This is a genomic window from Desulfonatronum sp. SC1, assembly GCF_003046795.1.
Classification (GTDB): domain Bacteria; phylum Desulfobacterota; class Desulfovibrionia; order Desulfovibrionales; family Desulfonatronaceae; genus Desulfonatronum.
The window spans coordinates 18,342-44,279 of the sequence record NZ_PZKN01000033.1 but is presented as its reverse complement, the minus strand read 5'-3'; the positions used below and the strand labels follow the sequence as shown (position 1 = coordinate 44,279).

Below are 25,938 nucleotides of genomic sequence, written 5' to 3'. Positions count from 1 at the left end.
TGCAGGGCGTGTTCACCGGAATGGTCCGGGCCTCCCTGTATCTGCTGCCAGCGGCCCTGTATCTGCTGACACTGGACTTCACGGCCCGCATGGGCATGGAGATGCTTGGCTCGATTTTCCGGCTGACCGGCCTGATGGCCCTGGCCCTGATCCCGCCTCTGATCTTCGGCGTGGCCGTGTTGCGATTCAGGCTGCACCAACCCTTCAAGACCCTGGTCAACCGATTTCTGCCCATGATCCTGCTGGCCTTTTCCACCCGGAGCAGCGTCGTGGCCATGCCTCTGGGCATGGACGCGCTGCGTGGGCTTGCCGACAGGCAGCCCGGGATGCCGCCCGGACTCGATCAGGACCAGGCCATGGCCGCCTTCCCTCTGTTTTTAATGGCCTGTCATTGCGGGTTCACCATCTTCTTCTGCCTGGTTCCAATATTTATCGGCCAGGTCTTCCAGGTGGAGTTCACGCTTGCCCAGTACGCGTTCATCGTCTTCGGCGCGGCCCTCAGCGCCGTGGCCGCCACCGGGGCCCTGGCCATGTCCCATGTTCTGCTTCTGCCCATCATCTGCGACCCCCTGGGCCTTCCGGTGGAGCCCGCGATCCTAGTGGGCTACGCCCTGCTGACCGTCATGACTCCGTTCTCGGCCGCGGTCCAGACCTTGTTCAGCAGCGGCCTGACCGCCCTCGTCGTTGCAAACCAGACCGCATCAGTCGATTCCGCCAACAATGGCGGCAATGCCAATGAAATGGGCGCAAACAGTGAAGCTTGAAAAGGTTGGCTTTTTTCACAATATATTGGAATAACATTGTTTCTTGCATGGCATGGATCGTGCTATATAGGAAACATCATCACCCAATTCAACCATGGAGGAACGTCATGAGGAAAACGTGGAGAAAGCTTTATGGAACAGCGGCAATGGTCTTCCTGCTCTGCCTGACCGGACTGATCATGTCCGCAACAGCCTTTGCCCAGCAGTGCGTGGACAACGGGGATGGGACCGTGACGGATAAGGCCAATCGACTTGTTTGGCAAAAGGAGACGGCTGGACCAATGGATTGGAATGCTGCCATGAGTTATGCTCAAAGTCGTCCACAGGGTGGGTATTCAGACTGGAGATTGCCGACCAAGCAGGAATTGACGGGACTGTTTAATTCTCCATGCAAGGATTTATTGACCGTACTCAAAGACCCATACTGGTCGTCGACTACCGAAACCAATGCAATCAGCCGCCTCGTGGCCTGGCTCGTTCACTTCAGGGATGGACAATCCGACCTTATCTGGACTGAGTATTCGGTCTACTATGCCCGTGGCGTACGTACAGCGCGGTGAGGGATGCGGTATGTTATGCGGATGAGAATTTCGAAAGCCTACACCCTTTAACCATTCAAAGAGACAGGAAATGAGGAAACTGACCCTGACCGCCACCCTGGCCCTGCTGTTCATGGCAACGCCCAACCTTCATGCCGCGACCGGCACCTACATCGACTGCATCCACGGCTGTCCGGATCTGTTCGTCTGCATCGACTGCTGCAACGAGAAGTTCAGCAGCATTCTGGAGACCTGCGACGCAAACCAGGACAATTGCGAGGATCTGTGCCCTCCGGGGAACATGGACTGTCTCGACGCATGCATGACGGCCAGAAACTTATTGCCTCAAGCAGGACAACCGGGATTTCGACTGCCCGCACTGGAAGGCCGGCGGCCCGCCGCAGGGTATGACGAAGACATCAGAGTGCAAGGAATGTCATGAGGATGACCGTTAGAGTCATATCGATATTTGAAAGACATTCTTCGGCATCGCCTCGCGATCGAATGAAAAGCATCATGGCGTGACATCGTGTTTCAGTACTGGGGGCCTACCCAGGGCATTCAAACAATTAAAAAGTGGTGGTTCAACCACTGAACCGGAGGAAATGATGGGAGAAAAAAAACTGATTAACGGTATCTTTTGTTTTGTGTCAGGTATGCTCTTTGCCTCAATTGTCTTGTTCTGTGTGCTCACTGTGCCAAAGGCCGATGCCGATTCCGGAATGGACTGCATGAGAACTGACCTGCGTGCCTGGGGATGCAGAAACGCAATACCCAACCCGACCGTTGATATTGCTTATGAGATTCCAGGCTGTATAAGAAGCTATGGTTACACTATAAATAATGTTTATATCCAAAATGGCATGGTCGTGGTTAACTACACAATGCCGAGTACCAAATCGAAAGACATGGGTACCGGAGATACGACGAGCGGCATTGTACCCTTTTAAGAGGTCAGTGCATTTTTTTTGATCCGAACCAAATGCCTTATGGACTTCCGGCAACATATTGTTTTACTAGGGCACTAGCCACTCAACACTGACCACTGCTTGGTGCAAAAAAACACTTTTTGCACCAAGCTCCTCAAACACTTGAATTTTTGCACTGACCTCAGTACCTGCTCAATAACTACGGGCAAGTGAACCACACCAAAACACCTGAACCCCGGCCTGCGCCGGGGCGACTACTGCGGTAAATCGCCAACACGGCAATCCATTCCGTCATACCGGCGAAGGCCGATATCCAGGCAGCACAGTATCCTGATGCCATGGTGCCCGTGCTTATTGAGCAATTACTGACCTCATTCAACAACGATATAGCGATTATTACAGCTACCCGTTGCTATAACAGACGAGCTCTCTTGCGCTAAAAAACCATCCGGAGATGACGGAGTGATCAACTTCCCTGCTTCCCAGGCGCACATGATGAACCTGGTGGACCTGTCCGGCATTCCCGTGCCTGAAGACACGCCGGAGCAACGCTCGGTTCAGGCCCGGCTCGCCCCGCATGTCGGCGTCAGCGCGTTCGTGCCTCAGTCGGGGGATTCAGTCGCGGAACTGATGCCCCTGGCGATTGCCCGGCACGGCGACGCTCGCGGCGGACCGGGCAATACCAGCGGTCGCCATGTACCGCGCTTTGCATCTCCGGTGCCGTCTGCCCGGTGTCATCTGGTCCTCCGCGGCTAGTACGGCACACGGGAGGAGCCGCGCTGGTGTCCCTGCCAAAGCCTTTTCGGCGGCAGGGCCGGTCGGCATAGGGGCGTGGATCTGGCGGCCCCGGCGGGTACGGTCGTGCACGTGCCACTGGACGGTCTGGCGGAGTTCAACCCGCTGTGAGACGATACGTCGCGGGGCAATCATCTGTTCGCATTCATCCCGGCCAATCCTCCCCTGGGCCAGCCGGGCCGGGATCAAAAGACAAACTCATTTCCAGGCATGAAGGTGAAAACGTGTCGCCACGCTGTTTCATCACCGCCATCTATCCTGCTGGCAAGTTTCGTGACGGCCACGCCGCCCTGGTCGGTGCAAGCCGGACCGTGCCAGCCGGACCGTGCCAGCCGACCCCGCCAGTAATGTTGGCACTGCCAACGCAATAGGCGCAAACAGTGCGCTGTGAACTGGTTGGCAACTTTTTGCAACATACTGGAATTATGCTTTTTTGTTGTGGCTTGGATCGTGCATTATATACAGAAGAACATCAACAACAAACCACGGAGGTTTCTCCTGAACATCTGGAGCAGAAAGATTTGGGCGATAACGGCTATGGCGGCGCTGGGTTGCCTGCTGACCGTCGGGCAGGCCGGGGCGTGGGATCACGCGGATCTGAAAAAGCTGCGGGATACGAATGCCTGCAGTGGCTGCGAACTGGCCGGGGCCCCACTGAGTGATGCCAACCTGATCGGAGCCGACCTGTCCGGGGCCAACCTGGCCGGGACCAACCTGAAAGGAGCCAACCTGTCCGGGGCCACATGGACCGACGGCAGGCAGTGCGCCCAGGGCTCCATCAGCGAATGCAAGTAATTGCATCTTAAGGACTTTTCAACACCCAAACAGGAGAAAACGAACATGCAACACAGCATCAAAACGTACACGAAAATCGTGGCCATCACATTGACGCTCTGCCTGGTCGGGATGGGCATGTCCGGCACGGCTTTTGCCGAGCGATGTGTGGACAATGGAAACGGGACCGTGACGGACAACGGCGCTGGACTGGTATGGCAAAAGAATACGGACCAAACCCATGACTGGTGGGGCGCTGAGAAGACTGCATCTCATTTTGCACCGGACGGGCACACCGGGTGGCGCCTGCCGGACGGACAGGAATTGCTGGGCCTGTACGATTCACCGTGCAAGAATTTAATGACGGTGGCGCCTTATTGGTATTGGTCATCTACTATCTACGCACACGAGACAGGCGTTGCACTTGCCGTAAATTTTTCAGGCGGAAATTTTTGGCAGCCTCGTGGGAATGGGTACTATGTACGGGCCGTGCGTCAAGCGAAGTGATGTGCTTGTTTTCTTCATTTTCATAAGAATGAAACGGATATATAACACTACAGCGAAAGTTATCCGGAGTACGCGATTTTTTCGTAACATATTCGTTATTATTTGCATATTGTAATTGTATATTTTTTGTTTTGGAATGGATAGTGATTTTATAGCAGAATAATATTAAAATCAACAACGGAGGAATATCATGAAAATGTGGAGACTATTTTTCGGAAAAGCAGCACTGGCCTTTATGCTTTGCCTGACAGGGCTGGTCATGTCCGGCGAGGCGTATAGCCAGCACTGGTCTGGCGGACCTGACAACACAATCAACTGCGAGGTCATCGTGAATGATACGTATGGCTTTGGTCTGAATTGGGGCGAGTGGTATAAGATCACGGTCAATTACTGGATAGCGGACCAAAGAGCTAATGACTTGCGGTATATATGCGAATCAATGCTTCATCAAAATGATATAGGTGCCAAATTTTTGTGCAAAAAGGAAATAAACGGCACAGGGATCAACTCGCCATTGCACGGCTTTCCTTTAGTAGGCCTCGACCTATATGCCGGGGTGAGTCAAGGACAGGCCTGCGCAATGCTCTTCGAAAAAGGAAAAATTGAGTACCGCTGAAGCGTTGTCTCGCCAATATTGTTGATATTGTTGACGTAGCTACCAAACACAACCCAACATGTTAAATCATAAAATTTTTATTACCAGCGCCAACAAAATGAGTGCAAACAGTGGAGCTTAAACTGGCTGGCGCTTTTTACAAAAATACTGGAATTATTTATTTTTTTAGCATGGATCGTGCATTATAACAGAAGAACATCATCATTCAACCACGGAGGTTTCTCATGAACATCTGGAGCAGAAAGATTTGGGCGGTAACGGCTATGGCGGCGCTGGGTTGCCTGCTGACCATCGGGTCGGCCGGGGCGTGGAAGCAAGAGGATCTGGACAAGCTGCTGGACACGAATGCGTGCAGTGGCTGCGACCTGTCCGGAGCATTGCTGTATGGGGCGGATTTGTCCGGGGCGAATTTGGCGGGGGCCAATTTGTTCGGGGCGCAGTTGCCTGGGGCAAACCTCTCCGGGGCCAACCTGACCCGCGCAAATCTGCATCAGGCCAACCTGGACGGCGCAAACCTCTCCGGAGCCAACCTGACCGGCGCAAACCTGGTATGGGCCACGTGGACCGACGGCAGACAGTGCACCAATGAGTCCATCGGCGAGTGCAAGTGAGTGGAACTTGTCGTCAACAAGCAAACCATGGGAGAAAACGAACATGCAGCGCAACATCAAAACACACACGACAATCGCGGCCATCACATTGACGCTTTGCCTGGTCGGGATGGTCATGTCCGGGACGGCTTTCGCCCAGGGGTGCGTGAATAATGGAGACGGGACACTGACGGATGCAAAAAACAGGATCATGGTTCGGGAAGCATGCTGGCCGGATATCTGGGAAAGCTGCATGCAAGTTACTTCCAGCCTGGTCATTGCCGGGTATAGCGACTGGCGAGTCCCAAGCAATGATGATTACTATGCCCTGGTTAAATCTCCCTGCTTAAAAGAGTATCCATTGAATGTGCCAGTATGGACATGGTCTTCGACTACAGACCCTCATGATGATACTTATGCCTATACAATAGATCTTAAAAATCCTGGACCTATGCCGATTGAACGTAAAAATGATACTAATCAATGCATAGCCATTCGCAACTTTTGATTGATGACTGGATACTTTTTTCACGTGATAATATAATTTTTCCATAAAGGATACATGCCATGATCAAGTTGAATACATCCCTGCTTGCAATTATTGTAATGGCTATACTGCTTTGCCTGCCAAACTCCTTCATCCATGCGCAAAATGCGGATTCACCACAGGAAAGGACCCATTGTGAACTGTGTTACGAGTCTTGTTATTTGGTGTGGCCAAATGATCGCAAAAAATGCAAGAATTCGTGCGAGCGCTTCTGTTCCGCTCCCCAGTCCGACCTGACCAAGAGTGTAACCATTCCACCGGAAGACCCGTGCCAGACCTGCATGTGGGCATGCAAGCAAAAGTCGCCTTTACACATGCCGCAGCCAGGAGACAAAAATTGTATGGAAGAATGCTTTAGGAACGCCTGCAGCGAATAACACGAGACCTGGTGCAAAAGACATTTTGCACCAGGCAATTGCAAACAAAAATTGGTTGGCAGCCAGTGTTTAGAGGCCGGGAAGTTAAATTTGTGGTTTGGAGTTCAAAAGATACTTTATTCAGCAGACGGTATTTTTGCACTGACATCATCAACAATTGTATTATATAAAGGATACTCTTATGCGGACAACTGCATCTATTACATTTGTACTATTATTATTTTTTTTCACTCATAGTTTGGCGATTGCCTTGAGCGATGAAGACAACGAATACTGCTCTAAAATTTGCGGTTTAAGTGTGCATAGTTTCGAGTGCCAACGTTGCTGTAAGGCGGAAACTTGTGAACAGGTTTGCTTCGAACTTAAAAGGATGAAATTATATCCAGGGAGCAACGATGATTGCATTCGTGAATGCTCTGATCAACCAAGACCAAGACATTTCAGACTTCAATACTGTACGGGTAGATCCACCGGTCCGTGGTGATCTGATTTTCCCTGGTGTATGTAATCACCGCGTAAACAATCCGTTGAAAAACTCCCAAGGCAAGGATTGAGCCCGGCATGCTCTAATGGCCGGACATCATCAATCTTCAACACTTTCGAGATGAAACCGAAAGGAGAACCATCGTGAATACGTGGAGCAGAAAAATTTGGGCAATAACGGCACTGGCGGCATTGGTCTGTCTGCTGTCCATGGGCCAGGCCGGGGCGTGGGTCGAAGAGGATCTGGCAAGGTTGCTGAACACGAAGGAGTGCGAGGAGTGCGACCTGTCCGGAGCCGACCTGTCTGGCACGAACTTGCACTACGCCAAGCTTTCCCGGGCCAATCTGTCCGGGACGAACCTGTCCCGCGCCAAACTCTACCGCGCCAATCTGTATAACGCCGACCTGAGCGGAGCTGATCTTGGAAGTGCGGAGCTGATCCACGCAAGCCTGCTCGCCGCAAACCTGCGGGACGCAAAAAACGTGGACAGCGCGAATTTCGCGAACGCCGACCTGAGCGCAGCCACATGGACGGACGGCAGACGATGCAAGCCGAAGTCTATGGGTGAGTGCAAGTGAACATATTTTATCGACAACAATCAAGCCACGGGGAGGTTAAGCGCGCACGGCATCATCAAAACATCCATGACAATCCTGACCATTACATTCATGCTCTGCCTGGCGGGGTTGCCTGTTAAAGGTGTAGAGCCAACATTGGCCTGAGAGAAACGACAACACCAAACAAAAATGAGGAATACCATCATGCGCTTTTTCACACCAATTCTATCAATCATTTTTTACAATCTTCGTCTATTCTGCAGCAATTGCATACAGTGATCAAGAAAAAAATGCTTGTCTTGCTCAATGCAGCACAAGACCATATTGCAATTTATGCTGCACAAGCGAAAATTGTGAGGAAATTTGCAAAGATCTTATAAGGCATTCTGCATATGAAAACTCTCGACACTCTCAAGATGTAATGTATTCTTGCATATTTGATTGTCAAAAAGCTTCTTCGCACTTTAGATATATGAATTGCAGATAATATTTTTTATATATTTTGATTTTTTTTTGCACAAGGAGATTTATATGCGAACCATTATGATTATTTTCGCGGCCCTATTTCTCACGTTCACCCTTGCTTCACCATCTTCAGCCATGACGGAAAAACAGAAAGCTGAATGCCGATTAGCATGTGGAATGTCCGTCGCGTGCAAAGAATGCTGTGAGGGCGGATGCGAGCATTATTGCGGATATCTTGTGAATGTTTTGAAAAAATATAATGGCGACCTTGAAGGATGCATCAGATCTTGTGGATACAATCCAGCATATTTTTACATGGATGCTTGTGTGAAAACGCCGAAAAACTAGGCCCGTGAAGACCACATTGTTCCCAAACCCAATCTCGAAAGCAGGAAGGATACAACCACCATGCCCGACAGCAAAAAATCCGTAATAGTCCATGAACTCAAGGAAATCGGAAAATTTATTCTCGGCTTCCTACCTTGGATACTTTTCCTCCTCTTACCCACGGACGGCTGGGAACCGTTACGCAGAGCCGTTCTTGTTTGTCTGGTCGTCGCAACGGTGACCTCATTGAAAGATCTACGTAAAGGCTTCATATTAACCTGGGGAACGTGGCTCTTTTTCCTTTTTTGCGTGGTATCCTTCTACGGGTTCAACTGGTATTGGCTGGCCACGCACATGGCTGTCATCGCCAACGCCTTCCTGGCCGGCATTGTCTGGTTCACCATTATTATCGGCAAACCCTTCACGTTACAGTACGCACGAGCCGAATTGCCGAAAGAACGATGGAATGATCAGGGGCTTATCCGTACTTGCCGATCCATAGCTATTTTCTGGGGCATCCTGCTCCTTGTGCCGACTTTCCTGAATGCCTTTCGACTCTACTATCCATCCTTGCTTCCGGATTATTTCTATTTTGATATGAGTCTGCTCTGCATTGCCGTCGGAACAGCGTATACAACATATTTCAAACACAAAAAGCGTAAAGAGCGTGAAGCAGCAATCAATAACTGAATTTGAGTTGTTCGCCAGAAATAATTTCCTCATACAGGAAATACGGGATTTCCGTTTCCCGCAGTGGAATGATGGTGGTCCGCAGCCGGGCCTGACAAAGTCCGGCAGGTGTAGTCGCAATTGCCACGAATAGGCTCTTGGCATCAACTTTACGAAAAAAGACCTACGCCAGCCACGTGCCCCGTCCGTGCCGGGTAGTGAGGTGAGACGCTCCCTGGGGCCGCACCAGTTCGTGGCCGCGATGAATGCGGGCCAACCCCCAACGCTCAGAGCTTATGACCCACATTCGCTCAGATAAACTGACCCATACACGATGAGCACCGATAGCCTTGCTCCCTTGCGGGAAATGACCGTTCTCCTGGCCGAGGATGATGCGGAAGCACGGGCGTCGCTGACGCGAACCTTGGGCATGTTCTTCAGCAGGGTGCTGGAAGCCGGGGACGGCAGCCAGGCCTTGGCCCTGTTCGCGGCCCAGGCCGTGCATCTGGCCATCCTGGACATCACCATGCCCGGACCGAGCGGCCTGGAGGTGGCCGCCTTGATCCGAAAGACCGACCCGGACCTGCCCGTGCTGATCCTGACCGGTCACGCGGAACCGGCCTTCATGCGCCAGGCCGTGCAATTGCGGCTGATGGACTACCTGATCAAGCCGGTGGAACTGGACGCTTTACAGGATGCCCTGATTCGATGCGTTGAAGAGATGCGCAACCGGGATCGCCTGGAGGTGCGTCTGGCCGGGGGAGTCGTTCTCAATCCAGCCACAGGAGTGGCCCTGGTCCGGGAAAACGCCGTGCAATTGACCTCCAAGGAGCGGCAGTTCCTCAACTATCTGCTACGCCGCCGCGGCATACCCGTTGAGCCGTATCGGATCTGCCACGAAATGGCCCCGGGTGAGGAACTCAGTCTGGACGCCCTGCGCAATCTGGTCAGCCGGTTGCGGGCCAAGATCGGGCATCAGACCGTGGTCAGCTCCAGGGATTTGGGCTACATGCTGCCGCAAGCTGAAGAGGAATCGACATGATCGGACGGCCTTCGCTCCACCGCGCCGCATCGAGGCGGCTTTCCTTTTTTTCGCGAAGCTGCCTGGACTGCTTCCTGGGCAGCTTCCGGCCCTACATTCTGGCCGTTGCCGCAACCGTTCTCATGAATATTGTTCCAGCCAGCGGCACGGCCCTGGCCGCGCCCCCTGGCTTTGATCTGGCCGACCTGGAAGACACGGCCCCTTTGCTGAACTGGATGGATACCTTGCCGGACCCCGAATCCGGACGGACCTGGCAGACCGCCCTGACCGCCGAAGAGTGGCAACCATTGACCATGCCCCGGCCGGGGTATCTCCAGCATCCGATCTGGACTCGGCTGGAACTGGTCAATTCCGGCCCGCTGCCCAGGACGGTCATCCTGTACAACCAGCGGCCGCTGCTCGCGCATCTGACCGTGTTCGTCCTGGTCGGAAACGAACTCCTGGAACATCGGGATCTGGGCTTTTTCGAGCCAAGGGATCCGCGCCGGGACATCATCCACCGCCTGGCCAACATGCCCGTCACCCTGGCTCCGGGGGAAACCCGGACCATTCTCGCCCGCCTGGAAACCGCGGGATTGATGGAGGCGGACTGGATCGCGGCCACCGAGGCCGCTTTTGCCCGCAAGACCCTGCGCGAATTCATGATCCTGGGGCTGTACTGCGGCGTCATGCTGGCCCTGATGGGCCAGATGCTGTTCTTCTGGCTGACCTACCGCAAGCCGTGGTTCCTGATCCTGGCGGCCTACGCCCTGTGCTTTCTGCTCTATATGCTCATCGTCCACGGTAGCCCCCGGATCGCCGACCTGGGGATTCCGGCCCAGGTATGGGTCGCCGCGGCCGGAACGTTCGTTTTCCTGGCCGTCGTGTGCCTGATTTCCTTTTCCATCTCCTTTCTGGACATGGCCCGGACCATGCCGTGGGTCCACCGCTGGCTGCGCGGGTTGCAAGGCGTGCTGGTCGTCGCGGTGGCAACCAATGTCCTGGCGGCGTGGTGGCCGGAACTGATCCGATTCAGCCCGTTCTGGGGCGCCGTGGGCAGAGCCGCGGGCGCCACGTTCCTGGTGGCGGGCATTCTGGCCGTGATCCGCAAGCTCGATCACGCCTGGCTCTACCTCCTGGGTCATGTCGTTTTTTTCCTTGCCTCCGCCACGCTGGCCTCGATGTTCCATAAAAACTACATCCACGACCTATCCTCCATCATCCTGCTGCATCCCCTGGTAGTGATTCTGCATATGACGGTCCTGGTCCTGTCCCTGGGCATGCTGGCCCGTCATGATGTGCAGCGACTGGCCCGGCTTGATTTGCTGCTGCTGGAACAGTCCCGCTTTGCCGCGATAGGTCGTACCATCGGCATGTTGGCCCACCAATGGCGCGCTCCGTTGGCTCGTCTGGGAGCCCAGCTGACCGAGCTGCGCACGTACTTTCGCTTTGCCCCGGACATCCGGGACCATGCCCCCGTGATCCGTGATGACCTCTTGCCCGCCATGCAGAACGGCCTGCGGCACATGACGGACACGGTGCGCGATTTTCAGGATTTTTTCTCTGCCGACCACCCTGGCGAAGACTATGACCCAAGCCGTGTGCTGGACCAGGTTCTGGACATGCTCAACGGGCAGATCGTGTCCACATGTGCAACGGTTGATCGCCACGACCACCCCGGACCGCTCTCGCTCACCGGGCACCCGTCGGCCCTGGCCCACGTGCTGATGGTTCTCACCGGCAACGCCCTGGAGATGTTCAGCCTGCGCGACATCCAAAAGCCCCGAATGGCCATCACCCTGGAACACGACGCCACCGCGGACCAGATCGTGCTGCGGGTCGAAGACAATGCCGGCGGCATAACCGCCCGGCCCCTGGAACGGATCTTCGTTGACTTCTACAGCGAAAAAGGCCGCTACCATACGGGCATGGGCCTGGGCATCGCCAAAAAGCTGGTGGAAGAGCGCATGGGCGGGAGCATCGACGTGAAGAACATTGAACAGGGAGCCCGGTTCACCGTCAGGATCCCACGCAAAGGTGGTCCGCCACATAAAGCCCCAACGTTTCTCTCCTCCGGTCTCTGAGCCTGCCCGGCGAAGACCAGTGCCTCATCCCTCATCCCTCTCACCCATCTCCCCATCCAACATCTCCCTTCCTCAATCCCAATACCTCAATTCCAGTATTCCAGCATCTCCCTTCTTCAACCCCATTTCCTCAATTCCTCAATTCCTCAATCCCCCCATCCCAGCATCATCTTTTACCTTCCCACTTTCCCACCTTCCCCCCAAAATTTTTTTTCACATTTCCCTGTTTTGATATGTTCGTGACATTTTCGCCTGATACAGACAGTACTCTATCTCGTACGAATTTCATCTCCGTCAGCCCAGTGTTCTTCGGCTACCGAACTGCCAATCGACGAAGGAGTTTCCCATGCGACAAGTCCTGCTCGCCATCCTGCTGTCCCTGTCTTTCCTGTTGTCCGCGGCCCCGTCCATGGCCCAGACCGCCACGCCGCCGGCGCCGGGGGGTGAAGGTACGGAGAGGTTTCCGTACGAGATCGCCACGCTGGAAAATCTTTACTGGATTGCGGCTCCTGAGTCGGTGGTGCCCACGCCAAGCCTCGCCTGGAGAATGAACGCGCACTACATCCAGACCGCGGACATTGACGCAGCACCCACGCAAGGCTGGGTTGACGGGGGCGGCATCGGAGGCTGGACGCCCATCGGCGCCACTGTCCCGTTCGTTGGCCACTACGATGGCCAGGGGCACACCATCAGCAATCTCTTCATCCATCGGCCCGGCGCGGATAATCAAGGCCTTTTCGGAAGCACGGCCGGCATTCGATACGCCTCGGGGATCGGCATAACGGATTATTATGCCGGTCACGGCCGCATCGAGAACCTTGGACTGATCGATGTCGACATCACCGGCAGAGATTATGTCGGGGGGCTCATCGGATTGAATGTTGGCAGCTATGGCGCTGATGTCGTCAACAACTACACCACGGGCCGGGTGCACGGCCGAAATATCGTGGGAGGGCTGATTGGAAAGAATGACGGTCTTGTAATGCAATGTCACTCCTCCGCCCACGTAACCGGAGACAATGCACTGGGCGGGCTGGTGGGAGACAATGACCGCGGGTCAATCATCAACAGCTATGCCACGGGCGCGGTGAGCGGCGGAGCCGCGATCGGGGGACTGGTGGCCAGGAATGCCTACAATTTGACCAACGTTTATGCCACCGGTGCGGTGAGTGGAACCAGCATGGTCGGCGGTCTGGTGGGGCTTAGTGAAGCAGCAACTCCGGAAGGGACAGTGTTGGAAAATGCCTATGCCACCGGAGCGGTGACGGAAGGCACCAACGTCGGCGGTCTGATCGGACTTGTTCACCATCCTCATAAAACCAGAATAAACAACACATTCTATGATCAATCGACCACGGGACAGAGCGATACCGGCAAGGGAACGCCCAAAACCACAGCGCAGTTGAATCAAATCTCCACCTTCAACGACACGGGAACGGATGGGCTTGCCACCTCCTGGCTTATTGTCGATGGATGGTGGGAGGAGCACAACAGTGAATTCCTTCGTTGGGGAGACTGGTGGGTGGAGGAGCCATCCAAGTTCGTGAGGACCAGATGGACAGGTGGTCGAGTCCTGCTTGGTCATGAAGGCTGGTGGGTGGGGCAAACCAGTAATGTCTGGGGCATCTGCGAAGGCGTTAACAACGGCTATCCCTTTTTGTTGTGGCAGTTCGAGGAGTCGCCGTGTTCAGGGGACCTCCCCGCCGTGTCCACCCAGGCGGTGCAAGACAGCGTTGCCGATGGCGGCCGGGCGCACGGGAGCATTGATGGGCTGGGCAAATCAGCCATTGCTTCTCACGGGTTCTGCTGGGCAACTTCGCAGGAATCGACCCTGCCGACCCTCGAGAATACCTGCCACGATCTTGGTCCGGCCGGGGGCGCCGTGAGCTTCTCGGCGCAGATGACGGGTTTGTACCCGGACACGCCCTACCATGTCCGCGCCTTTGCCCGTAACAAGGCAGGCGTCCAATATGGCCCGGCCGTCAGTTTCACCACGGCCTCGGGCTATACGGTCAGCTATCACGCCAATGGGGCCACCAGCGGCACGGCGCCTGCGAATCAGACCAGCTCCCCCGGCCAGGATCTGACCCTGGCCACGAACAGCGGCGATCTGGCCAGACACGGATTCAGCTTTGCCGGGTGGAATACGCAGCCGGACGGCACCGGCGTCCAATATGCCGCGGGCGCGACCTATACGGCACAGACTTCAATCACGCTTTATGCCGAATGGACGTTTACAGCCCCCACCTACACCGTGACCTTTGACCTGCAAGGCGGCCGAAGCGACAGCAACAGCGTCACCGCAGTGGCCGGTTCGCCCATGCCTGCCGCCGCCCCGCCGGTGCGCTTCAACCATGTTTTTGGCGGCTACTTCACGCAACCCCATGGTCGCGGCACGCAATACTACACCTCGGGCATGAAGAGCATCAGGGATTGGGATCTGAACGCGAATGCCACCTTCTATGCCTATTGGCTGAACAAGCACACCGGCGAGCCGCCGTCAGCAGGGGACGGCACTCCGGAAAATCCCTATCAGATAGCCACGCTGGGCAATCTATACTGGATAGCAGCCGACGATTACCATGTGCCCACTCCGAACCGTGACGCGAGATGGTCGGCACACTACGTCCAGACGGCCGACATCGATGCCTCGCCCACCAGGACGGACGTCACCCTCCTCTGGAGGGAAAAATGGATTGATAATTTCAAGGACGGCTGGCGGCCCATCGCAAATTTTACCGGCGTTTACGACGGAGGTGGACACACCATAAGCGAGCTGTTCATCAACCGCGCCAATTTTTGGTATCATAAATATAGATCCGATGACATAGAAAATACCTTTTATACACCCCAAGGCATGTTCGGAACCCTGTGGAACAACGCCAGCATCAAAAACCTCGGCCTGATTGATGTAGATATTGAAGCAGAATCAGATATTGGCGCACTGGCGGGTAGAATTGTAACTGATAGTACGGATAGAACAGAAGGCATGATAACAAACTGTTACGCAACAGGTAAAATTTGGGCAAATCCACGATACGACCGCAGTTTTAGTAAAAGCATTGGTGGGCTTGTGGGAAATATAGAGAATTTATATCAATACCCCCCATTAGTTTCTGTGAATCGTTTAATGATCAGCGATAGCCATGCCGATGTAACGGTGAGTGCTCCTGATAGCCTTTTTGTAGGCGGATTGATCGGTTCTTCATACATGGCATTTGTAAAAAACAGCTATGCCACAGGTGATGTTACTGGTTTTCAAAACGTCGGTGGCCTGCTTGGTCATGCTGATTACTCCGTTTTTTTAAGGACACATGCAACGGGTTCAGTGACAGGGAAAAGTAGGGTTGGTGGTTTGGTTGGAATTTGGGAATCCCATTTGTTGATAAACAGCTATGCTACCGGTCATGTTACTGGATATTACCGGGTTGGTGGATTGGTAGGAGAAAATTTTAGGAACACCCGTTCCAGAGTGTTTGCAAGCTACGCTACTGGGAACGTGACAGGTATTGATGACCCTGATGATTTATACAGTAGGCCAATTCTAGATGGACTGTCACCTTCACAATTTACTCCGGGTGTGGGCGGATTGTTAGGTTACGGTGAAGGCTGGGCGGATAGTTGCTATGCCACCGGTGCAGTCACTGGGCAAGAATCTGTAGGTGGTTTGCATGGTGGTTTTGATACTGGTGGTTGGCAACATCCAACGCATAGCTACGCTATTGGCCGAGTCATAGGACAAGCAGATTCTACCGGCGCGATTCATGGCCGACACGCCCTCATTCCTTGGCTTGATTTCTTTCCTCCCAATAACATCTGGAGTGTGGAAGACAGCGGTACGAGCGACACACTTGGTTTTGCAAAAAGTCCGGAAGATATGCGCAAATTCAGTACATACAGCAATGCCGGATGGAAAATTGTCGAAGGATGGACTGAAGGTCCTGAGATCACCATTGAGCTTTTGAATGATTTTCCGTACCTTCTTTGGAGACAACATTATGCACAAATGCCCGAAGGCCCCTACTGGGGCATCTGTCCTGGCGTCAATGACGGGCTTCCCTTTCTGTTGTGGCAGTTCGATGAGAATCCGTGCCTCACTCCCGGCGTAGCGACCCGGCCCGTGCAGAATATCCTCTCGAATCGGGCCGGAGGTCGCGGCCGGATCGACGGCTTAGGCTCCAGCAATCCCACGGACCACGGCGTGTGCTGGGCAACCACGGAAAATCCTACTGTGGCGGATACCTGCAATCGCCTGGGGCCAATCACGCAACTCGGGAACTTCACGGCCCCCATGTTGGAGTTGGAGCCGGGCACGACCTACCATGTCCGGGCCTTTGCCACCAATGAGCAGGGCACCGGGTACGGCCAGAACAGGACCTTCACCACGGCCTACCGGGTCAGCTATGACGCCAACGGAGCGACCAGCGGCACGCCGCCGGAGGACCAGCCCAAGGTTCAGGGTGTTGACCTGACTTTGGCCGGAAACACCGGCAACCTGGCCAGAACCGGCCACACCTTTGCCGGCTGGAACACCATGGCCGATGGGAGCGGCACGCAGTATGACGCCAGTGCGAGCTATGCCGAGGATGTTTCCCTGTTCCTGTATGGCAGGTGGATCGCCAACCAGTACACCGTAACCCTGGACCATCAGGGCGGCAGCAGCGACGGTAACAGCGTCACGGCCGTTTACGACGCAGCCATGCCCGCAGCCGCCATCCCCACGCGGCCCTGGCACACCTTTCACGGCTACTTCACGGCCCCCAACGGGGGTGGCACCCAATACTACACCGCAAGCATGGCCAGCGCCCGAAACTGGGACCTGACCGAAGGCGCCACCCTGTATGCCTGGTGGACACGCGGCGCCTCACCGGCCGAAGGTAACGGGACGGCCGAAAATCCCTACCGCATTGCCGGACTGGAAAACCTGTTCTGGATCGCCGCGGATGCAGGCAGGTGGGATAAGCACTACCGGCAGACGGACGATATCGACGCCACTCCCACCTTCGAGTGGGAGAACGGCGGGTGGACGCCCATCGGCAACAGCACGACGCCTTTCACCGGCGTCTACGACGGTCAGGGATATGCCATCGACGGACTGTTCATCAACCGTCCCGACTCCAATCCCGACTCCAATAATCAGGGGTTGTTCGGTGTTGCGGGAGCGAGCGCAGAGCTCCGCAACCTCGGCCTGACCCATGTCAACATCACCGGCAATGAACGTGTCGGCGGGCTGGTGGGCATCAATGAGGGCACTGTCAAAAACAGCCTCGTCACCGGTGCAGTGGCAGGAAATTCTGCTGTCGGCGGACTGGTGGGACGAAATGCAGGCACCGTCGAAAACAGCCATGCCACTGCGACGACCAAAGGGAACAACAGGGTCGGCGGATTGGTGGGCAACAATTTGGCCGGCGTCGTGACCAACAGCTACGCCGTCGGCAATGTCACCCGAACCAGCGGCAGCACCCAAACAATGATTGGCGCATTCTGCGGCCTGAATAATGGCGGCACGATCCGAAACAGCTACAGTACCGGAAGCGTGTCTGTACAGGACGGCGAGGCCCTGACGGCAAGCGGTTTTGTCGGCAGCACGGAGGGTTCCGTCACCTGTGCCGATAATTTCTGGGACAGCGAGGCGTCGAACCAGACCAGCGCCATCTGCGCCACGGCCAAGCTCGGCGATGCGATGAAAAACATCGCCACCTATGACGACACGGCCACGGAAGGGCTTGACGCGGCCTGGCCCATTGTTCTTGGCTGGAATGCGTTCAATCCCCCCGCCGCAATCTGGGGCATCTGCCTGCAGGCCAACGGCGGCTATCCCTTCCTGTTGTGGCAGTTCGATGAAAATCCATGCGAAGATAAGCCCATCGTGGCAACCCGGTTCGTGCGAAACATCGGCCCGGACTGGGCCGGCGGGCGCGGCAGGATCGACAACCTGGGCGTGGACTCCCCCACCCAGCACGGGCTGTGCTGGGCGACTTCGGAAGATCCCACTGTGGATGATACCTGCAGCAGACAGGGGCCGGTCTCCGAAACTGGGCTTTTTTTCCACCGAATGGAGCCATTGGAGCCGGGCACGACCTATCATGTCCGGGCCTATGCCACCAATACGGCGGGCACAGGGTACGGCCAGAACTCGTCCTTCACCACGCTTCACGAATATACGATCAGCTATAACCCCAACAACGCGACCAGCGGCACGGCGCCCGATAACCAGACCAAGGTCGAGGGTCAAAACCTGACCTTGGCCGCCAACACCGGCAGCCTGGCCAGAACCGGCCACACCTTTGCCGGCTGGAACACGCAGGCCAATGGGAGCGGCACGGATCATGCCGCCGGCGAAGTCTATACAACGGATGCCTCATTAACCCTGTATGCCAGGTGGATTGCCAACAGCCACACCCTGAGCTTTGACAGCGCGGGCGGTAGCGAGATCTCCCCCATTACCCAGGATTATGGCACAGCGGTAACCGCACCTGCCAATCCGACCAGAGTGGGCTACACCTTCACGCACTGGAACCCGACGGTTCCGGCCACCATGCCGGCGGAAGACCTGACCCTGGTGGCGCAGTGGACTGCCATCACCTCCACCGTGACCTTCGACCGTCAAGGCGGCAGCGGCGGCAGCGCCGGCGTCACCGCCACCTTCGATGCAGCCATGCCGGCAGCCACGGCCCCCACCTGGGTCGGACACACCTTTGGCGGCTACTTCCTCGATCTCAACGACGAGGACACCCAATACTACACGGCGGCCATGGCCAGCGCCCGAACCTGGGATCGGACCGAAGCCACCACGCTCCTGGCCAAATGGACGACCAACATCACGCAACCCGCTGGGGCTGGCACGTCGGAAGAGCCCTACCTGATCGCCACGCTGGAAGACCTCAACTGGATCACGGCTTCCAATGACAAGGTGCCGTCTCCGGACCAGAATGAACGCTGGGCCGCGCACTACCGGCAGACTGCCAACATCAACGCCGCTGCCACCAACGGCTGGGCCGACGGCGACTGGACGCCCATCGGAAACATCTCGATCCCGTTCAGCGGCCTCTACGACGGCGACGGTCATACCATCGACGCGTTGTTCATCAACCGGCCCGACGACCATGAGCGGGGGCTGTTCGGAGTCACGCAAAACTCCCTCATCAGGAATCTCGGCCTGACCAACGTGAATGTCACCGGGAATCAGCGGGTCGGCGGCCTGGTGGGACAGAACCAAGGATCCATTGCCAACAGCTTCGTCACCGGAACAGTAACAGGATCCACTGCCGTCGGCGGTCTGGTGGGCCGCAATTTCAGCGCCATCGCGGACAGCCACGCCACCGCGACGATTACGGGAACCAGCCGGGTCGGCGGGCTGGTGGGAAGGAGTTCGGGCGACATTACAAGCAGCTACGCCACTGGGACGGTTACGGCAAACAGCCGGGCCGGCGGCCTGCTGGGCAACAGCGACGGGGGCTCCGTGACCGACAGCTACGCCACCGGCGATGTCACCCGGGCGAGCGACTTCACCGGAACGACGTTTGGCGGATTTTTCGGCCAGAACCTGGGTGGCACAATCACAACCAGTTTCAGCATCGGCAGGGTGCTTGTAGAGGACGGCGACGCCCTGACGGCCAACGGTTTTGTCGGTGCTGACGGCAATGATCCGACCTATGCGGATAATTTCTGGGACAGCGAGGCATCGAACCAGGTTTCGGGCATCGGCGCCACCGGAAAAGTCACCGCAATGATGCAAAGCATTGCCACCTTCACGGATACTGCCACCGAGGGGCTGACAACCGCGTGGGATTTTGACGGCATCTGGGCCATGGACGGGGTCACCAACAGCGGCTACCCGTATCTCAGGGGCGGAACGCGGACTGACGTTCCCCTGGTGACCACCCAGGCAGTGACCGACGTCACCCCGACCACGGCCACGGGCCATGGCAACATCACCAGCCTGGGTGCTCCCGATCCCAGCCAGCACGGCGTGTGCTGGAGCACAACCAGGAACCCTGCCATTGGCAGCGCCACGTGCACGGAAGGCGGGGAGGCCACGGCCACCGGGGCCTTCACGGCCGGCATTACCGGATTGACCTCGGGCACGACCTATTACGTCCGGGCCTATGCCACCAATGACGCGGGCACGGGATACGGGGGCGAGGTGGAGTTCGTCGCACGCGAAACCTTCACCGTGACCGGCACCACCGAAGAAGGCGGGAGCATCAGTCCCACAACCCATACCGCGGACTATCTGGAGGAGGTCAGCTTTACGGTCACCGCCGACGCCGGACACTCCATTGCAGAGGTCACCGGTTGCGAGGGATTACGGCTCGGAAACATCTATCGCACTGGGGCGATTACCGAATCGTGTACTGTAACCGCCACGTTCAGCGCAAACCAGTACACCATTTCCTTTCTCAGCGCCGGCGGCACCCTGATCGACTCCATCACCCAGACCCCCGGCACACCGGTGACCGCACCCGCCGACCCAACCCGCACCGGCTACACCTTCGCCGGCTGGCACCCGGCCGTTCCGGCAACCATGCCGGAGGAAAACATAGCCCTGGTGGCGCAGTGGACGGCCATCACCTCCACCGTGACCACCGGCGTCGTAACGGACATCGGCTCAACCACGGCAACGGGCAACGGGAACATGACCAGCCTGGGCAGTTTCAACCCCACGGCCCACGGTGTGTGCTGGTCCACCACGGAAAACCCGACCACGGCAGACACCTGCGACGATAAGGGCGCAGCAACGGCCACCGGGGCCTTCACTGCCAGTATTACCGGATTGACTCCGGGCACGACCTATTATGTGCGTGCCTTTGCCACGAATGCGGCAGGGACGGCGTATGGAGAGAATCAGCAGTTTTCAACGCTTCAAACGTACACAGTATCCGGCACCGCCGGCACGGGTGGAAACATCGATCCGGCCAGCCGGACCGTCGCCCACGGAACTGTCACCACGTTCACCGTGACACCAAATGCCGGGTTCAGGATCCGTGCTGTTTCCGGATGTAATGGGAGCCTGGCCGAGAACATCTATACCACGGGTTCCATAACCTCGAACTGCACGGTGCAAGCCGTATTTGATCAGGAATACACCATTACGCCAACGGCTTCTCCAGTGGAGGGTGGTACGGTCAGCGGCGGCGGAGTACATGTCCATGGCAGCCAAGCCATGGTTCGGGCCAATGCGGCAACTGGCTGGGTGTTTACGCACTGGCTGGCAGGTTCGGTCGTGATTTCGCTGGACCCAATGTACACCTTCACGGTTACGGGCAATCTCAACCCCGTGGCCATGTTCAGCGAGGCCCAGGAGACCTACGAGATCTTGGTCCTGGCGGACCCGGAACAGGGCGGCACGGTAAGCGGCGGCGGAGAATACGACCATGACCAGCCCGTGACGGTTCATGCAACAGCCCGGAATGGCTACATCTTCACCAGATGGACCGAGGCCGGCATACCTGTCTCCACCAACGCCCAATACACCTTCCCGGCCCATCGCGACCGGAACCTGACCGCCCACTTCCGCAAGGCGGCCGGCCTTCCCGGCGTGTTGATGCTGCTGTTGAGCGATGAGTAGTTCACGTCGCCCCGTTATCGGGGCCATGAAACGTCAAAGGACGGAGAACGGGCAGAACTGTCCCCTGCAATGATACCACATGGAGCGGTCTCCGCACACCGCACGGAGGCCGCTCACTTTTTTGGCAGCAGTCAAATGCGGGGATTGTTCGCAATTGGTTGACAATTTTCAGCATGGGAAAACCAGCCCAACCCCATTTTTACGGAAAAAAAGTGTCAACCTGTTTCGCCAGCAATATGAACCATCCCGGCCCCTGGAACAGATTTTTGTGGACTTCTATAGCGAAAAGGGCCGCTACCACACGGGCATGGGCCTGGGTATCGCCAAAAAGCTGGTGGAAGAGCGGATGGGCGGGAGCATCGAAGTGGAGAACATTGAACAGGGAGCCCGGTTCACGGTCAGGATTCCGCGCAAAGGCGGTCCGCGGAAATAACGGCCCTGGTCCATATCGCATGTGCATGGGGGGTGGCTCGACTGAATCGAGCCGTCCCCATTTTTTTCGCATTTTCCCGTTTTAATATGTTTGTGATATGTTGGCTTGCTATGCTACTCTTGCTGCATGGGTAATCGGCCACGCAGCCCAGGCCTGAAAGGCTGATTTATTGGATCATTCCAACATCAAAGAGACATCAAGGGGGGGGCGACATGATTTCCGTCGTTTTGGCTCGTGGAACACGTCTTCTGGTTTTGACGATTGGTTCCCTCTTTTTCATCAGCGGCTGTCTAACCAGCGATAGCTCCTCGGAACACCGGAATCTCCCTGATTTCATTGAAAACAAGGCCCAGCTTCTGATATCTGATCTGACGGAGCAAGGATATGAAGTGCAGCGTGGCTACCTCAAGCTGTATACCATTGACGACTGCAAATATTCATATCGCGTGATGGAAAACTGTTATGGAAACAATCCGGCGGCCCCGTATGTGCTGCCCGCTGTTCCGTATTGGGAAAATGAGTTCAGAGACGCGGCGACGTATAATGCATTCGGTCCAAGCAAGGATGGATATGGGGCGACATTTCGCTTCGACAGGTCGGAAGCAATCCTCATCTTTGGCATTCTTCCTCCACCAGCCGCCTATTTCGGATTTCAGACCTATCTTTTTTCACGCCAAGGAACGTATAACACGAACAGCTTTCCGTACAAATTTTTGGCATCGACTGCACCTTTTCGACTTCCAACCTTCTTTGGGACCATCCCCAAGAACCCCAAGCGTGTTCAGATTTTTTCCAGTCTGAGCAACAGCATCAACCACGTCGTGATTGAAAGACAGTCCGGCGCTGCTTTTGATCAGGAGCGCTATTTCATCGTCACCCCGGACAGGAACATGGACGCCGCGGTCCGGGCGGCCCTGGGGCGCGGCGCAACGGACAACGCGCACGTCTTTACCGAGCCGCTGCCACCCACGGTCCGGACGGGGGTCCACGAACAGGCCGACGATTTCATGATCCTGCTGCGCTATTCCATGCCGTTCGATACCGGTAGACCCGGTACGCGTTCGGATACCTGGAGAAACAGTCCACCTCTCGCCGTGCTCCGTATCCGGGACGCCAACCAGACCCGGAACCCCGCCCCCTACCCGCCGGTGGTCCTTCAAAACAGAACCGCGAATCGCGAGGACTGGTTGAAGCCTGAGATGAACAGGCTTATGGCCGAGGTCGGCCATAAGTGGGGCCAGCCCTGCGCCGCGGCCGACTGTTCGGATCGTTCAGCGACTATTCAGGATTTACAGGTTCCTCCCATGAATCTTGTCGGGCCGCTGTGCACCGAGATCGGAATGAATTGTCTCGGTGATACGCAGGACACCACATATCATTTGGGCCCCCCCCTTACTTTGGACAATGGAGAGGTTTACGCCGTCGTGGGGACGTTGGGCACGCGAACCGGAAACGCATCATATACGGGGGTGTCGATCAACGATTCCCTTTTCAAGAAAGGCATCGCAAACATCAACGACGCCCAGCTTCGGGACACGGCTCAGGAGTACGCGGGCAAGGTCAGGAATGCCGACAAGCTCTACGTCTACTACATCACGCGGAATTGTTCCGGCCTGGAAGCTCTGACCGGTGGGCATTGCCTGTCGGTCAAAGAAAGCATGATCCCCCCCTGCTCGCCGGAAGCCGCCGCAGCCTGTGGTTACGCCGTAGTCGTGCAACGGAATTACATTCGCCCCGGCACCCAACGCGGGCCGGATTCAACGCTGGTTCTGGCGCCAAAAAATCTCAGGCTGCAAAGACCGTAATTGGAGCGAACCGGCACTTTTAATGGTTTCTGACCGTTGACCAGAAGGAGCAACGTATGCAAATTTTCTGGAAATGCCTCTTGTTGGTGTTGGCCATGGGCATGGCGGCTGCCCAGGCGTGTGGACCTGCTTTTGCGCGCGTCCCTCCCAAGCCGGCCACCGAGGTCACCCGGGCGGCCAATGCCGCAGTGTACCAACAATTGCCTTTTGCCGACACGCAGGACTTTGAGGATGCCCAACGCGGGTTCATTGGCCGCCCGGAGACGTTGACCATCCGGGACGCCACCGGAAAACTGGTCTGGGATCTGGAGAGCTACAAGCAGTTCATCACGCTGGAAGCCGAAGCTCCCGACACCGTCAATCCAAGCCTGTGGCGCATGTCCCAGCTGAACATGCTCTACGGGCTGTTCCAGGTTACGGATCGCATCTACCAGGTCCGGGGCTACGACATTTCCAACATTACCTTCATCCAGGGCGATACGGGCTGGATCGTCATGGATCCGCTGATCACCACCGAGATGGCCCGCGCCGCGTTGGAGCTGGTTACCACCCATCTGGGAGAACGCCCCATTACCGGCATCATCTACAGCCACCCCCATGTGGATCACTACGGCGGGGCGCGAGGCATCGTGGACGAGGCCACCGCGGCGCGGATTCCCATTGTGGCCCCGGAAGGGTTTATGGAACATGCGATCAGCGAGAACGTGATCGCCGGCAACGCCATGAGCCGCCGGGCCATGTACATGTTCGGGCCGTTTCTGCCGCGTAATGCCCAGGGCGGGGTAGGGTCCGGACTGGGGATGACCACTTCCACCGGTTCCCAAAGTCTGATCCCCCCTACGATTTCCATCGGGACAACGGGCCAGGAACTGGTCATCGACGGGGTGCGCATGGTCTTCCAGATGACCCCGGACACCGAGGCCCCGGTGGAAATGAACACGTGGTTTCCGGATCAGAAGGCCATGTGGATGGCCGAAAACGTGACCTCCACCATGCACAACATCCTCACTCTGCGCGGCGCGCAGGTCCGGGACGCCCTGGGCTGGGCCTGGTATCTCAACGAGGCCATTGAGCTATTCGGTTCGGAAATGGAGGTTGTCTTCCAAAGCCACCACTGGCCGGTCTGGGGCAACGCCCGAGCCGTGGACAAGCTCAGGAAGCACCGGGATGTTTACAAATACATGCACGACCAGACGCTCAACCTGATGAACAAGGGCTATACGGGCGAGGAAATTGCCGAGATGCTGGAATTGCCTCCGGAGTTGGAACAAAACTGGTCCACCCGCGGCTATTACGGAACCCTCAGACATAATGTCCGGGCCATTTACCAACGCTATATGGGCTGGTACGACGGCAACCCGGCTAATCTGAACAACCTACCGCCGGTCCCGGCAGCCCGCAAATACGTCGAGTACATGGGGGGCGAGGCGGCTATTGTGCAGCGGGCCCGGGCCGACTTTGCGCGAGGGGAATACCGCTGGGTGGCCGAGGTTCTGAAGCACGTCGTCTTCGCCAACCCGGACAACCAGGAGGCCAGGGAGCTGCAGGCCGACGCCTTTGAGCAGATGGGCTACCAGGCTGAATCCGGTCCCTGGCGCTCCGTGTACCTGCAAGCCGCCCAGGAGTTGCGCGACGGCATTCCGAACATTCCCGGCGGCAGCGCCACAAGAGGCCCGGACGTACTCCGGGCCATGACGCCAAATATGCTTTTCGACTACCTGGCCGTGCGGCTCAACGGGCAGCAAGCCATGGGCAAGACCATCGGCCTGAACATCACCTTCACCGACATGGCTCCGGGAAGCCAGGCCGCCTTCGGGCTGACCGTGAACAACGCGGTCCTCAACTACGGTCAGCCCCTGGGCGCTCCCGACGCCTGTCTGACGCTGAACAAGTCCACCCTGGCCGCCATCATGCTGGGCCTGATGACCATGGAACAAGCCAAGGACCGGGGCCTGCTCGTCTTTACCGGACGTCTCGAAGCCTTTGTCGATTTCATGTCCCTGCTGGACACCTTTGCCCCGTTATTTCCCATCGTCACGCCCCGGGATGAGGACTGTGGATAAGGACTTTTTCAACACTCAGGT

18 protein-coding genes are annotated in these 25,938 nt (G+C 56.5%); all 18 read left to right on the top strand.

Translation table 11 applies throughout. The annotated features are described in order from the left end of the window. Positions 1–764, top strand: a 764-nt coding sequence (locus C6366_RS15515) for a cation:dicarboxylase symporter family transporter (RefSeq protein WP_146164882.1), incomplete at its 5' end; no start/stop codon positions are given. Positions 765–871: 107 nt separating this feature from the next. Continuing rightward, positions 872–1,324 carry a DUF1566 domain-containing protein gene (locus C6366_RS15510; protein WP_158269819.1) on the top strand — a complete coding sequence of 151 codons (453 nt, stop codon included), beginning with the start codon at positions 872–874 and terminating at the stop codon, positions 1,322–1,324. Between the two features lie 70 nt (positions 1,325–1,394). Beyond that, the gene (locus C6366_RS15505; protein ID WP_107739535.1) at positions 1,395–1,745 is read left to right on the top strand and encodes a hypothetical protein; all 351 of its coding nucleotides are present in this window, start codon (positions 1,395–1,397) and stop codon (positions 1,743–1,745) included. 163 nt (positions 1,746–1,908) lie between these two features. After that, entirely contained in the window at positions 1,909–2,253 is a 345-nt protein-coding gene (locus C6366_RS15500) for a hypothetical protein (protein WP_146164880.1), read from the top strand. Positions 2,254–2,694: 441 nt separating this feature from the next. Further along, positions 2,695–2,988, top strand: a complete 294-nt coding sequence (locus C6366_RS15495; RefSeq protein ID WP_107739531.1) for a hypothetical protein — start codon at positions 2,695–2,697, stop codon at positions 2,986–2,988. 576 nt (positions 2,989–3,564) lie between these two features. Beyond that, the gene (locus C6366_RS15490; RefSeq protein WP_107739529.1) at positions 3,565–3,822 is read left to right on the top strand and encodes a pentapeptide repeat-containing protein; all 258 of its coding nucleotides are present in this window, start codon (positions 3,565–3,567) and stop codon (positions 3,820–3,822) included. Positions 3,823–3,867: 45 nt separating this feature from the next. Further along, positions 3,868–4,308 (top strand): DUF1566 domain-containing protein, encoded by a 441-nt coding sequence (locus C6366_RS15485; protein WP_107739527.1) that lies wholly within the window; start codon positions 3,868–3,870, stop codon positions 4,306–4,308. Between the two features lie 190 nt (positions 4,309–4,498). Continuing rightward, a complete protein-coding gene (locus C6366_RS15480; RefSeq protein ID WP_107739525.1) occupies positions 4,499–4,924 on the top strand; it encodes a hypothetical protein in 426 nt (141 codons plus the stop codon). A gap of 224 nt (positions 4,925–5,148) precedes the next feature. Further along, positions 5,149–5,535 carry a pentapeptide repeat-containing protein gene (locus tag C6366_RS15475; RefSeq protein WP_199221532.1) on the top strand — a complete coding sequence of 129 codons (387 nt, stop codon included), beginning with the start codon at positions 5,149–5,151 and terminating at the stop codon, positions 5,533–5,535. Between the two features lie 43 nt (positions 5,536–5,578). Beyond that, a complete protein-coding gene (locus C6366_RS15470; RefSeq protein ID WP_158269818.1) occupies positions 5,579–6,022 on the top strand; it encodes a DUF1566 domain-containing protein in 444 nt (147 codons plus the stop codon). 1,043 nt (positions 6,023–7,065) lie between these two features. Beyond that, positions 7,066–7,500 (top strand): pentapeptide repeat-containing protein, encoded by a 435-nt coding sequence (locus C6366_RS15465; protein ID WP_199221531.1) that lies wholly within the window; start codon positions 7,066–7,068, stop codon positions 7,498–7,500. 852 nt (positions 7,501–8,352) lie between these two features. Then, the gene (locus C6366_RS15460; protein ID WP_107739521.1) at positions 8,353–8,961 is read left to right on the top strand and encodes a hypothetical protein; all 609 of its coding nucleotides are present in this window, start codon (positions 8,353–8,355) and stop codon (positions 8,959–8,961) included. Between the two features lie 313 nt (positions 8,962–9,274). Further along, a complete protein-coding gene (locus tag C6366_RS15455) occupies positions 9,275–9,982 on the top strand; it encodes a response regulator transcription factor (protein ID WP_107739519.1) in 708 nt (235 codons plus the stop codon). After that, entirely contained in the window at positions 9,979–12,045 is a 2,067-nt protein-coding gene (locus tag C6366_RS15450; RefSeq protein WP_107739517.1) for a sensor histidine kinase, read from the top strand. The genes C6366_RS15455 and C6366_RS15450 overlap by 4 nt, the downstream gene beginning before the upstream one ends. Before the next feature lie 346 nt (positions 12,046–12,391). After that, positions 12,392–21,616, top strand: coding sequence for an InlB B-repeat-containing protein (locus C6366_RS15445; protein ID WP_107739515.1), 9,225 nt, complete (start codon positions 12,392–12,394; stop codon positions 21,614–21,616). Between the two features lie 79 nt (positions 21,617–21,695). Continuing rightward, complete coding sequence (locus C6366_RS20520; protein WP_107739513.1) at positions 21,696–22,049, top strand: ATP-binding protein; 354 nt, start codon at positions 21,696–21,698, stop codon at positions 22,047–22,049. An 821-nt stretch (positions 22,050–22,870) separates the two neighbouring features. Beyond that, complete coding sequence (locus C6366_RS19380) at positions 22,871–23,854, top strand: hypothetical protein (RefSeq protein WP_146164879.1); 984 nt, start codon at positions 22,871–22,873, stop codon at positions 23,852–23,854. Positions 23,855–23,910: 56 nt separating this feature from the next. Continuing rightward, positions 23,911–25,917: an alkyl/aryl-sulfatase gene (locus C6366_RS15430; protein ID WP_107739509.1), complete on the top strand. Its 2,007-nt coding sequence runs from the start codon at positions 23,911–23,913 to the stop codon at positions 25,915–25,917. Positions 25,918–25,938 lie beyond the last annotated feature (21 nt).

Excerpts from the sequence above, each read along its gene's own strand:
- C6366_RS15485 (WP_107739527.1), top strand. The coding sequence starts at position 3,868 with ATGCAACACAGCATCAAAACGTACACGAAAATCGTGGCCATCACATTG.
- C6366_RS15470 (WP_158269818.1), top strand. The coding sequence starts at position 5,579 with ATGCAGCGCAACATCAAAACACACACGACAATCGCGGCCATCACATTG.
- C6366_RS15430 (WP_107739509.1), top strand. The coding sequence starts at position 23,911 with ATGCAAATTTTCTGGAAATGCCTCTTGTTGGTGTTGGCCATGGGCATG.
- C6366_RS15490 (WP_107739529.1), top strand. The coding sequence starts at position 3,565 with ATGGCGGCGCTGGGTTGCCTGCTGACCGTCGGGCAGGCCGGGGCGTGG.
- C6366_RS15460 (WP_107739521.1), top strand. The coding sequence starts at position 8,353 with ATGCCCGACAGCAAAAAATCCGTAATAGTCCATGAACTCAAGGAAATC.
- C6366_RS15445 (WP_107739515.1), top strand. The coding sequence starts at position 12,392 with ATGCGACAAGTCCTGCTCGCCATCCTGCTGTCCCTGTCTTTCCTGTTG.
- C6366_RS15480 (WP_107739525.1), top strand. The coding sequence starts at position 4,499 with ATGAAAATGTGGAGACTATTTTTCGGAAAAGCAGCACTGGCCTTTATG.
- C6366_RS15475 (WP_199221532.1), top strand. The coding sequence starts at position 5,149 with ATGAACATCTGGAGCAGAAAGATTTGGGCGGTAACGGCTATGGCGGCG.
- C6366_RS15505 (WP_107739535.1), top strand. The coding sequence starts at position 1,395 with ATGAGGAAACTGACCCTGACCGCCACCCTGGCCCTGCTGTTCATGGCA.
- C6366_RS15450 (WP_107739517.1), top strand. The coding sequence starts at position 9,979 with ATGATCGGACGGCCTTCGCTCCACCGCGCCGCATCGAGGCGGCTTTCC.
- C6366_RS15500 (WP_146164880.1), top strand. The coding sequence starts at position 1,909 with ATGATGGGAGAAAAAAAACTGATTAACGGTATCTTTTGTTTTGTGTCA.
- C6366_RS15455 (WP_107739519.1), top strand. The coding sequence starts at position 9,275 with ATGAGCACCGATAGCCTTGCTCCCTTGCGGGAAATGACCGTTCTCCTG.
- C6366_RS20520 (WP_107739513.1), top strand. The coding sequence starts at position 21,696 with ATGGAGCGGTCTCCGCACACCGCACGGAGGCCGCTCACTTTTTTGGCA.
- C6366_RS15510 (WP_158269819.1), top strand. The coding sequence starts at position 872 with ATGAGGAAAACGTGGAGAAAGCTTTATGGAACAGCGGCAATGGTCTTC.